The 10,901-nt window shown below is 42.9% G+C and carries 11 protein-coding genes; 3 read left to right on the plus strand and 8 right to left on the minus strand.

From position 1 onward, the window contains the following. Positions 1-26: 26 nt before the first annotated feature. From ACIFQM_RS06260 to ACIFQM_RS06280, 5 genes are read right to left on the minus strand one after another with little or no spacing between them, the layout of a single operon-like run. Positions 27-1,517: a glycoside hydrolase family 1 protein gene (locus ACIFQM_RS06260; RefSeq protein WP_430041871.1), complete on the minus strand. Its 1,491-nt coding sequence runs from the start codon at positions 1,515-1,517 to the stop codon at positions 27-29. Then, positions 1,504-2,805 carry a PTS sugar transporter subunit IIC gene (locus tag ACIFQM_RS06265; protein WP_430041869.1) on the minus strand — a complete coding sequence of 434 codons (1,302 nt, stop codon included), beginning with the start codon at positions 2,803-2,805 and terminating at the stop codon, positions 1,504-1,506. The genes ACIFQM_RS06260 and ACIFQM_RS06265 overlap by 14 nt, the downstream gene beginning before the upstream one ends. Positions 2,806-2,822: 17 nt before the next feature. Further along, positions 2,823-3,116, minus strand: a complete 294-nt coding sequence (locus ACIFQM_RS06270) for a PTS sugar transporter subunit IIB (RefSeq protein ID WP_430041866.1) — start codon at positions 3,114-3,116, stop codon at positions 2,823-2,825. After that, complete coding sequence (locus ACIFQM_RS06275; protein ID WP_430041864.1) at positions 3,116-3,454, minus strand: PTS lactose/cellobiose transporter subunit IIA; 339 nt, start codon at positions 3,452-3,454, stop codon at positions 3,116-3,118. Before ACIFQM_RS06275 ends, ACIFQM_RS06270 begins: the two co-directional genes overlap by 1 nt. A 15-nt stretch (positions 3,455-3,469) precedes the next feature. Further along, positions 3,470-5,389, minus strand: coding sequence for a BglG family transcription antiterminator (locus ACIFQM_RS06280; protein WP_430041862.1), 1,920 nt, complete (start codon positions 5,387-5,389; stop codon positions 3,470-3,472). Between the two features lie 874 nt (positions 5,390-6,263). Here ACIFQM_RS06280 and ACIFQM_RS06285 point away from each other — a divergent pair. Continuing rightward, positions 6,264-6,494 carry a hypothetical protein gene (locus ACIFQM_RS06285; protein WP_430041859.1) on the plus strand — a complete coding sequence of 77 codons (231 nt, stop codon included), beginning with the start codon at positions 6,264-6,266 and terminating at the stop codon, positions 6,492-6,494. 198 nt (positions 6,495-6,692) lie between these two features. Here ACIFQM_RS06285 and ACIFQM_RS06290 read toward each other — a convergent pair whose 3' ends face one another. Next, positions 6,693-6,815 carry a hypothetical protein gene (locus tag ACIFQM_RS06290; protein ID WP_014282395.1) on the minus strand — a complete coding sequence of 41 codons (123 nt, stop codon included), beginning with the start codon at positions 6,813-6,815 and terminating at the stop codon, positions 6,693-6,695. A gap of 170 nt (positions 6,816-6,985) precedes the next feature. Here ACIFQM_RS06290 and ACIFQM_RS06295 point away from each other — a divergent pair, with 170 nt between their 5' ends. After that, a complete protein-coding gene (locus ACIFQM_RS06295; protein ID WP_430041857.1) occupies positions 6,986-7,255 on the plus strand; it encodes a YuzF family protein in 270 nt (89 codons plus the stop codon). A gap of 73 nt (positions 7,256-7,328) precedes the next feature. Here ACIFQM_RS06295 and ACIFQM_RS06300 read toward each other — a convergent pair whose 3' ends face one another. Next, on the minus strand, positions 7,329-8,402 hold the full coding sequence (locus ACIFQM_RS06300) for a GH25 family lysozyme (protein ID WP_430041854.1): 1,074 nt from the start codon (positions 8,400-8,402) through the stop codon (positions 7,329-7,331). A 197-nt stretch (positions 8,403-8,599) separates the two neighbouring features. Further along, positions 8,600-9,661 (minus strand): YeiH family protein, encoded by a 1,062-nt coding sequence (locus tag ACIFQM_RS06305; protein WP_430041852.1) that lies wholly within the window; start codon positions 9,659-9,661, stop codon positions 8,600-8,602. 118 nt (positions 9,662-9,779) lie between these two features. Between ACIFQM_RS06305 and ACIFQM_RS06310 the strand changes: the two genes are divergently transcribed. Next, a complete protein-coding gene (locus ACIFQM_RS06310) occupies positions 9,780-10,667 on the plus strand; it encodes a LysR family transcriptional regulator (protein WP_430041849.1) in 888 nt (295 codons plus the stop codon). Positions 10,668-10,901 lie beyond the last annotated feature (234 nt).

The following is a 10,901-nucleotide window of genomic DNA, read 5'->3' on the forward strand; positions in this document are numbered from 1 at the left end:
CCTAAGGAAGATCCAGCCTTGAGTTATCAGTTGTGCAAATCTGCACCGTTGCTTTCAATAATCTGTTTGTACCAATAAAAGCTGTCTTTTGGATAACGATTTAGTGTTCCGTTGCCCTCATCATCTTTGTCCACATAAATAAAACCGTATCGTTTGGACATTTCGGAAGTCCCAGATGAAATAATATCCAGAGCAGACCAAGGCGTATATCCAATTAGCTCCACACCATCGATAATAGCTTCTTTCATTTGCTTGATGTGCTCTTTCAAGTAGCTTATGCGGTACGCATCATGAATCTTGTGATCATCTTCCAGAATATCCTCGGCACCCAACCCATTCTCTACAATAAACAATGGCTTTTGATAACGATCATAGATCGTATTTAAAGAATATCTAAGCCCTACAGGGTCAATCTGCCATCCCCAATCAGAAGCTATCAGATAAGGATTTTTTAATCCTCTGGTCAGATTCCCCTCTGTTTGCTGCAAGCTCTTCAATCTTTCCTTATCATTCGTAGTAATCGATGATACATAATAGCTCAAGCTGATGAAATCCACGATATTATTTTTTAGAATCGCATCATCTTCTTCGCCTTTAATAATCTCAATACTGTTCTCCAGGAAATAACGGTTCATATATGAAGGATAATAACCTCTAACCATCACATCCATATAGAAAAAGTTTCCATATTGGTCATCCAAGGTAGCCTGCATAATATCGTCAGGATGACAGGTGGCAGGATATGTCGTCAGACGGGCAATCATACAGCCAATCTCGCTCTCCGGAGCAATGTCATGACATAACTTTACCGCCAGAGCACTCGCTACAAATTGATGGTGAACGGCCTGATAGATATCCTGTAAGTAATTCTCCGTTCGATCCTCCACGATCCCGGTGGATTTAAAGGTAGCAAATCTGCCCGCATTAATCTCATTAAATGTTATCCAGTAGCGAACCCGATGTTTGTAACGATTAAAAAGAACAGCAGCAAAGTTGGTGAACATCTCAATGACTTTACGATCCTTCCAGCCTCCATACTGATTGACAATATGAAGCGGGAGCTCAAAATGGGAGAGTGTAACCAGCGGCTCTATTTGATGCTTCTCCAGCTCATCGAACACCCGGTCATAGAACTCTAGCCCTTTCCGATTCGGCTCTTGTTCATCTCCGTTAGGGAAAATCCGACTCCAAGCAATAGAGAAGCGGAACACTTTAAAGCCCATTTCCGCACATAAAGCAATATCTTCTGCATACCGATGATAGAAATCTACACCGTCTCTTTTAGGATAACCTTTCGTACTGTCAGCATTAAGCGCCTGTTCTATCAATTCCGATGTGATATTACTGTGCTTTGACAAATCTACACGGTCGGAGTGAGGATCATAAAATGATATATCGGATACAGACATGCCTTTATGATCCTCACCAAAACCGCCCTCGGCCTGACAAGCTGCAATTGCCCCTCCCCACAAAAAATCTACCGGAAATCCTTGATGCCCTGAATTATACTGTGACATTGTCAGCCCCCTGAGTAATCGCATTTTGTTCGTCTTCAATTGATTTTTTGTCGATAATTCTGAAGAAAGGATAGTAAATGATCACCTGCAATGCAATACACATTAATTGAAGTACAACTAACCTAATACCGCCATTGACAAATGAATTCAAGATAATCGGCGTTCCCGCCGGGAAATGAGTCCCGTTCGCTATTGGGAAAATACCTAAGTTCATCGACCAGTAAGCAAAGCTTGATACGATAATTGGCCCAAACACAAACGGTATGAACATGAACGGGTTGAGTACCAGCGGAATCCCGAAAATTATAGGTTCATTAATACTAAAGATGGATGCCGGAAAAGCAAGCCGCCCCAGAGTCTTGTATCTTTTGCTTTTCGCAAAGAAGGCCAGTAAAATGGCTAATCCAAGCGTAGCGCCTGATCCGCCGATGACTACAAACGAGTTGTAAAAACCTCCGCTAAGAATATTGGTATGTGCTTCTCCTCTACTGATCGCATCAAGATTGGCCAATCCCAACGGCAACCATACACTGTAAAATATCGGGCTGACAACCATAAATCCATGAATCCCGAAAAACCACAATAGCTGAACAACAAATACAAAGATCACAAGCGACCAGTAACCTCCGCCAATATTCTGCAATGGTGCCTGTATGGAAGTGTAAATCATCTGATGTAAACTCCCAAAATCCGTTAAGGAAGACAGATAGCTGATCATTGTAAAAACAATAACTATTATCGTACCTGGAATGAGGTTGGCGAACGTTTTGGCTACAGTCGGTGGTACCCCTTTAGGCATTTTAATAATCAAGTTTCTATTGATAATCATGACATATAATTTACCTACAACAAGTCCTACTATAATTGCTACAAACAAACCTTGTGCTCCCAAATAATTGAAGGTGAACGCATTGACCTCATCTACTTTAGTAATCGGTGTCAAAATGAAAAAGGACATCAACGCGATGAGACCTGCACCTGCATTATCCGCCTTGGGATTCAAATTACTGACCAGCCGATAAGCGATAAAAAACACTGCATAAATGGACAAAAGCGTGATTAATACACTACCAGGGATTTGAAAAACCTGTTTCAGACCTGTACGTTGAATAAAGTTTTGGTAACTATCAATATTAAGATTAGCAAATAACGTAGCAAACGAGCCCAGCATCAAAACGGGCATGACGGAGGTTAATGCTTCGGATATGGAAGAAAGATATTTATTTTTACTTATTTTACTTGCTGTTGAAATGACCTTCTTTTTTATTACTTCTACGTTTAAGCCCACAGATTAAGCCTCCTTATTTAAATATTACTCAAGGCCGTATTTAACACTTTTTCTCCATCCATCATGCCGTAATCCATCATATTAATGGTCAGTACCGGCATCGGAAGAATTGCTCTTAACTCATCCTCCATATGCCCGATTTGTGGTCCTAATAGGACGATATCCACATCACCAAATTTCTCTACCTCACTTTCAGCCGTTGCATCAATGAGAACCTCTATGCCTTGGGAGATCGCTGACTCCTTCATCTTTTCAACCAGCATACTTGTAGACATACCCGACGAACATACCAGCAATATTTTTTTTAACATTAGCTCACCGATCCCTTCAATTGTTGTTCCAATGCTTTACGCTCCTTAATCTCTTCAATCAGTTCGACAATTAATTCTCTGACTGTCAGAGCATTCATCAAATGATCCTGAGCATGAATCAAAAGAATCGTAATTTCCGTTTTCTCTCCCCGGCCCTCCGCCTGAATCAACTGAGTTTGGACCTTATGCGCCTTGGTCAGACTTTCCTTCGCTTGCTTGATCAGATCACTTGCTTCGTCCAGCTTTCCTTGTCTGGCGGTTCTCACTGCTTTTAGGCTAAGGCTTCTGGCCTCTCCACTGCTGGCAATAATTTGCATAACGGTTTGTTCGTAATCCATATTGTTTCTCCACTCCTATAATAGATTCTCTATTTCTTTTATAAATTGGTTGTAGCTGTTGACCGTGAGCAGTCTGCTGCGGCCGTCTTCCCTCTCCATCAGTGTCAGCAGAAGCTTGCTTATTTCTTTATGAAGAAATAACTGGCCTGCGCGCAGGTTGATAATAAAAATGATCTGCACCGGTTTTCCTGTATACACAGTTGGTTTCTTTAATAATGTAATGCTGATGCAGTCTTTCAGGGCACTCATTCTCATGGGATGCGGACCGGCAACGCCATTTTTATAGATGGTCGTAAATTTAGCTTCTCTTAGCAGGACCTGTTCCGGAAAATCCTCCAGCGCATACCCTTTACGCACAACTTCGCGGCAGCGCTCTTTCAGCAGTTCAGTGTAATCCTCAGGTCCGCTCAGGTGAAAGAGTTCCTCATGAAATAATTCCTTGAAATCCATAAGCTTATAAGAGGGCCGGAAGTGATCCATTTGCAAGGAGATCGTCTCCCTGATCCGCTGCACTTCCTGGTCATCCAGCAGCTTCTTGATGTGTATAACCGGCTTATCCTGTATTTCGATCCCGAGCGGTACGGTAGTTAGGATTAAATCTACCGACCTTGTACTGATCGCTTCAAGCTCGGAGATAGAGGCGGTAATAACCGAGGCTTTAGGAAATACGGCTTCCAATTTAAGTCGAATCAGATGGGCGCTTCCCGCTCCAGTGGAACAAATGACGGCAATCCGCTTGAATTGCTCCAGGTTATGCTGCCTCTTCCGTTCCAGATGTGTCGCAAAATGGAGCGCTACATAACCTGCTTCATCCCGGGACATTTTGAATCCATACTGCTCTTCAATAATCTCGGCAAAGCGGAAAGAAATCACGAACACGTTGGCATATTCGCTGTAGACATCCTCTACTAATGGATTATCCAGCTGAAGATTGTAATAGAGACGATTGAGCAGAGGAAACATATGCAGCAGGAGCGATTCCCGCAATTCCTCATCCTGATTAAAGCTGGTTAGGAATTCCTTATCCAGACGCTGCAATATCGCGCTTATTCCTTCACGCAGTTGTGATTTCATTTCTGTAGTGATATTCTCGACAATTGTTTTCCCTGAAATATGAAGCGCTAGGTAATCAACCTCATCGGGTGGCAGCGAGATTTGGTAATGCTCTTCAACCCATTCAGCTATCCTCCATGCAATGTCACAGTATAATGGCTCCGGTGTCTTTAGCATCGCTTGGCCGCTTACAATGAAATTGCTTTTGGATATCCGGTACAGAAGGATGAATAAATGCGTGACAATGTTGTCTAAAAAGACATCCGAGATCTTGAGCTCCTTCTCTTTGAGCACCTGCAGCAGATAAGCCTTCAGCTTCCCGGCATCCAGCTCGCGCCGGAAGGTGTTGAAATCCTTGCTATGCTCAACAACCTGACTGTTCTGCAAAATGTAATGGGAAAAGGCCTTGCGGATATTTTTCTCGTCGCCTTCAATCTTCACCCCATAGTGGGAGCGGCGCTGTAATTTGAGCTGGAACGCTTCAAACTGCAACTCCACTTCCTTCAAATCAGAAATCAGAGTCGAGCGGCTGATTCCTAGTTCATCCGCTAGCTCATCTATAGGCCGGAACGTATCGCTTTGTAGCAAATAGTAAATAAGATATTGCTGTCTGGAAGCTATATTATCCGAACCTACAATATCCCGTTTCACAGATAAATGCTCCATATAGGCCAAGAATCGTGATTCGTCTTCGGTTTCAAGCAGATATCCTTGATTACGGATCATCCGGATACGGAAGCCTTGCTTCTCCCCCGCTTTCTCTAAAGAGCGAACAACTCCCCTTACGGTTCTTTCGGACAACTCAACCTCAGCAACTAATTCACTCATTTTTACAGGAAGCTTTTTGGTGAATAAAATATTTAGAATTGTGTATTCTCGCATGCGATCCCTCATTTTTGATACTAGTATCGGTCAAGCAACTCAGCTGGTTATGAATACATGATACTTGGAAGCGCTACCTAAAGAACAGTTTATATTTTGCTATTTGAAACGGCAAAAAGAAACAGGTCCCTATTGATGATAATTATGCTTAGGTGCAAACTCCAGTTCCGGCTACCCAACCGTCCGTTACTACGGAATAATCCCAAGCGTTTGGGATAGTAAATACCCTACTAGCATTAAGTGAATTGACCCCAAAAAGTTATCTTTTCTTTCTTTCCTCATTCGTCCTTGATTGAATATTTGAACATCAAAAAGCCGCTGATCTTTTTTTAGATCAACGACTTAGAAATTTAGTTTTTTTACATATTCTTCAACTGACCTTTTAAGCTGTTTATTTTCTGTACTCGGATTATCCATTACTATCATCGCAATTCTCTGAGGTGTAAGCGATATCATAAGTTGGATATCCTTTCGACTGTCTTCGGTTTTATAGGGACAATTACATGATATCTCATCGTACCCTATAAATGAATGGTAATACTTTCGCTCCAACGAGGAACACTAATTTCTTTACTCCGCTTCTATGCTATTTCTAACCATTCATGGAAGAAATTTTCACCGAATTACATTACAATTTTTTCGATAATCCAGCTTGATGTGTTTACATCTACACCTCCTAGTTCTTTTAAGTGTTATTGGATAATATTATCAGCAAAGAATTCAAGTTGGACCTTTCTCATCTCCCCCTTATTATTGAATGGATCTAACCACGATAAGATCATAAATCCGTGGGAATGCCCTCTCCCTGTATATTAGCCGTTACCGTTACATCATTCCTCTCATAAAATGCGAATGTACAAGAGGGGGTGATTGAATGGACGCTTATTACAACTGCTTGGGCTGTATGAACAGAAGAGTACGTGTTTTGACCGTGGACGGACAACAGCACGAAGGCACCGTCGTGAAGGTGGATCGCAATAATGTGTACTTAAAAGCGGAATCCAACGGGCGTGTTCAAACCTCTGCATTTTATCCTGGCTATGGATATGGTAATCAAGTCTTAACCTTGAGCCTGTTCACCCTGCTGGCAATTGCTTTAATTTAATCCGCTGCTCCACGTCAAGCCCTGTCTAACAAGTGTGACACCTCATATGACAGCTACCACCCCCGACACTCATCCGTCAGGTAGTGGTAACTGCTATTTGGGGTGTTTTACTATCCAAACAAGTCACTTGAATCCCTTAAAACGATAAATCCCCCACCAGCTATACACCGGTGAGGGATTTAATACACTCATTTCAAATTAGATCCATAACGACTTGGTGATGATGACCAGCAGAATGAACAGTACCAGGATAGCCCCTGTTGATGTCCAACCACCGTAGCCTCCAACTTGACCGCCACAACCTCTTTCGCATTCACCCATGGATAAGTTCCTCCTTCAATTCAAGGTACATCATAGCTTATGTATAGAGGCTTCCTATGGACCGGGCTTATCGGCAATGATGTGAATTTTTCCGTTGATTGGGCATCCGCCTACACCCTTTCTGGGCAGGAGCATAAGATATCACAATTAATCCTGAAGGAGTGAAGCAATTGAATCCAAATCAAGCGCTTAATTACAGTACGAACCAACCTTTTCCTCATCACCACCATAACCCTCATCACATCATGGTAACCCCTGTAGACCCGTATGTGGTAGAAACATTAAAATCGGTTATTGGCAAATATGTTGTACTGGAGACCACTCGTGGCAGAATTGACGGTTGTGTAGTGGATTGTAAGCCTGATCATGTTATTTTGGATGTGTACGGTAAGAAATTCTTTGTCCGGATCTGTGAAATCGTATGGATTATGCCCAATTAGACGATTAGACTCCAAAAATCCTCGCCGATCCTATACCGGATTCGCGAGGATTTACTATTGTCATAAGCTTCTGCTATTCAATATCTCCCGCCAGCGAAGAACGGAGTTCATCTATCGTTCCATTGAATTCATTCAAATCCACATTACCACGGATACCGGGAACGCTACCTGTGCTACTGTACTGCCAGGCCCACCAGTTATCCCAGGCTGGAACTGCCGTCGGTTTTTGAGTGGTGCTATATCTGGCTACCCACAATTTATACATAGAAAATGTAGGATCAAACTTGGAAGCAAAGACATTTCCCGTGTACACGATTGGCAGACGACCGGTAAGCTTCTCCGTTTCATCCAAAAATGCATGAGCCACTTCACTAATTTGCGCAGGAGTAAGACCTTTTGGGTTATTTTCATAATCCATCACGGGTGGCAGATCCAGACTGCCACCTGCTGATTCTATAGCTCTGGCAAAATTAGCAGCTTCCTGACGAGCACCATCCGTAGTTGTAGCGTTCAAAAAGTGATAAGCACCGACCAGTATGTTGGCATCCCTCGCTCCCTGAACATTTGCTAAAAATTGATTATCTTGATATGTTATCCCCTCAGTAGCCTTGATGAAAGCAAATGTCTTGCCTGCCGCCGCAACCTGCTGCCAATCTATATTGCCATTATAGTGAGAGACATCGATTCCCTGAGCATGTCCGTCGGAAAAGATGACAGGCGGGGAGGTCAGAAACACCGTTTTTAGCTTGCTGCTCCATGCCACATCAAGCCCTGTCTGTTCAGATACAAAGCGAAGCGGAACATAAGTCGTCCCGCCTTTAAGCATTGGAGCTACCGTCAACCCCATTTGAAGACCATCGACAGACGCTATGGGGTTATTTACCTGAAGACTGAGGTTATGATCTCGATCCTGTATCGTTACCGTACTTGTCTTGGACTCCCAATTGACCTTATAACCTAATTCCTCCACAATGAGACGAAGTGGGACCAACACACTCCCCTGTATTTCCTGAATCTGAATTCCCTTCGCAGTACTTAAATCTTTACCATCCAGCTCAATATGTGAACTTGAAGACGTAGCGTAAGTTTGCCCTGGAAATCCCCATAAAAACAGAAATAAAAAAGCCAAAAAACAAATTTTCTTCATTATGTACCCTACCATTCTATAAATTTTCACTTATAAAAATCGTGCAATCTAGTATCCTCAGTACCCGCCATTTTGATAGACGCAAATCATATGTAAAAGTTACGGATAAGTCATCATATATCTCAAGTTTATCATTTACAGCACTAAAAAGTCTCTACCAGCTACATAGCGAGCAGAGACTTCTTTTGTATCCTTATTCACACGGTCAAAAATGTTAAGCCTGCAAGAATGACCGAGGTGATGGACAGCACCAGTAAGGGAAGCACCGCTTTCTCCCGCAAGGTCTTAAAGCTCACATTCAGCCCCATGCCTACCATTGCCATCGTTAGCATAAATGTGGTGATGTGAGAAAGTCCGTTCATCAGACTAGAAGGAACTACGATATATTTTCCCAAAACATAGCTACCGATCAAACTTGTGATGACAAATCCAATGAGAAACCAGGGAAACTCCATTTTCGCATCCGAACGGATCTTTCCGGTTCGCTTCATCCAGTACATGATCATAAAGCTCAGCGGTATTAGTAAAAAGACACGGCCCAGCTTGGCTAGTAAGCCAATCGCGAGAGCATCCTGCCCAGCAGGCTCGGCAGCTAAGGCCACATGTGCAATCTCATGCAGGCTGATGCCTGACCATATTCCATATTGCATATCCGTCAAAGGAAGCCAGGATCGAAGGACGGTAAACAAAATGGCAAATACGGTTCCGACCAAAGCAATAAGCCCTACTCCTATAGCCGTATCCTCATCCTTGGATTTCAACAGGGGAGAAACAGCCGCAAGTGCAGCCGCACCGCAGACACCTGTCCCAATACCGAGAAGAAGCGAGAGCGAAGCATCTGCCTTAAAGCGCTTGGCCAGCCACATCGTAAACAGGATGGAAAATATGACGGTACCCACATCACGCAGGAGCAAGCCCATACCGTGATGAATAACAACATCCATATTGAGCTTTAGTCCGTATAATACGATAGCCCCTCGCAGTAATTTTTTAGCCGAAAACTCAACCCCTGAGCGTAAAGCTTCGGGATATCCCCAGAGCTGTCGGTATAAGACTGCGAGAAACATGGCGCAAGCCAAAGGGCCTACATAATGAAAGCCAGGTATTTCGTTCAGACCATACCCCACGGATGCAAATATCATGGTCAGTCCAATGCCTAAGATACGCTGGATAAAGCGATTTGGGTTAGAGTGTGAAGAACGCTTTTGTGATAAGCCGGAATTTAATGAACATTTCATGCGCTTTATGTGACTGCTCATGGTGAATACCTCCAATTCTGTCTTCATAAAGCTTAATGCGTATTTTGTCATAAGAAAAATAAATCATTATAATGGTATCCATAAGTAAATAGGTATGATGAAAATGGAGGAGTTGGCTTTGGATCAATCTTTAATCGTATTTGTTATGGTCGCAGAAAAACAAAACTTCACAAGAACAGCCGAAGAGCTACACATGACCCAGCCCGCCGTCAGTCAATACATTCAAACGCTGGAGCGTACCGTGGGAGCCCGGCTTTTGGAGCGAAGTAATAAATATGTGCGTTTAACCAAAGCCGGTGAAATTGTGTATCATCATGCCCAGGAAATGATCCGCCTCCACACCCGAATGCAGTATTTAGTGGACGAGTTGATGAATACGACAAAGGGCAATCTGTCCATTGGCGCAAGCTACACGTACGGAGAGTACGTACTTCCTCATGTGATTGCGCAAATGAGAAGTCAATATCCACTCATTCAGCCCTCCATTAGCATCGGCAACACTCAGGAAATTGAAAGATTGGTGATCCGCAATCAACTGGATGTCGGGATTATTGAAGGACAATTTCAACATGACCATTTGTATATTGAACCGTTTGCAGAAGATGAAATGTATATCGTCGTTCCACATCATCATCGTTTGGCTAGTAAAGCTCAAGTGGGATTAAGTGAGCTACAAGAGGACATATGGATTCTGCGCGAAGAAGGCTCTGGAACCCGGGAAGCGGCGGAAAAGATGTTTGCACGATTTCAGTTTGCCCCTGCTCATATTATGGATTTTGGCAGCACCCAGATTATTAAAGAGTCTGTAGAAGCAGGCTTGGGCATTTCTTTGCTGTCACAGTGGACGATTCAAAAGGAACTCACCTTGGGCACTTTAAAAGTGTTGGATATAAGTGGTTTCCCGGTCGTTCGGAAATTCTCTTTTCTGACCCCTTCTGCGGTATTTGAAACGAAAGCGACCACCGTTTTTTTAGAAGTTTTGCGAGGTTATAACGTGAAAAGGTGAACAGGTACAGCTTTCAAGCCCATAAAAAAAAGCACCCCGGAAAATTCAAGTCCTGCAATGTAATGATGTAACACGGGATTCATGGATTATTCCCCCTCTTCGCTTATTCCGATGATTTTACTATACATATTGATTTCATTATAACTGAACTCCTCCAAAATAATCCAATTGACTTCAGGTTCATGAAAAATTGCAAAAAGCCCCTGCTAAGAACAAGGGCTTGAAAAAAATACC

The organism is Paenibacillus sp. NRS-1782 (genome assembly GCF_050467685.1).
Taxonomy (GTDB): Bacteria; Bacillota; Bacilli; order Paenibacillales; family Paenibacillaceae; genus Paenibacillus; species Paenibacillus terrae_A.

What these genes read in the sequence shown, in the direction of transcription:
- ACIFQM_RS06300 (WP_430041854.1), bottom strand. Translation starts at nt 8,402, where the DNA reads ATGAAGAAAATTTGTTTTTTGGCTTTTTTATTTCTGTTTTTATGGGGA.
- ACIFQM_RS06305 (WP_430041852.1), bottom strand. Translation starts at nt 9,661, where the DNA reads ATGAGCAGTCACATAAAGCGCATGAAATGTTCATTAAATTCCGGCTTA.
- ACIFQM_RS06285 (WP_430041859.1), top strand. Translation starts at nt 6,264, where the DNA reads ATGGACGCTTATTACAACTGCTTGGGCTGTATGAACAGAAGAGTACGT.
- ACIFQM_RS06275 (WP_430041864.1), bottom strand. Translation starts at nt 3,454, where the DNA reads ATGGATTACGAACAAACCGTTATGCAAATTATTGCCAGCAGTGGAGAG.
- ACIFQM_RS06280 (WP_430041862.1), bottom strand. Translation starts at nt 5,389, where the DNA reads ATGCGAGAATACACAATTCTAAATATTTTATTCACCAAAAAGCTTCCT.
- ACIFQM_RS06260 (WP_430041871.1), bottom strand. Translation starts at nt 1,517, where the DNA reads ATGTCACAGTATAATTCAGGGCATCAAGGATTTCCGGTAGATTTTTTG.
- ACIFQM_RS06270 (WP_430041866.1), bottom strand. Translation starts at nt 3,116, where the DNA reads ATGTTAAAAAAAATATTGCTGGTATGTTCGTCGGGTATGTCTACAAGT.
- ACIFQM_RS06290 (WP_014282395.1), bottom strand. Translation starts at nt 6,815, where the DNA reads ATGGGTGAATGCGAAAGAGGTTGTGGCGGTCAAGTTGGAGGCTACGGT.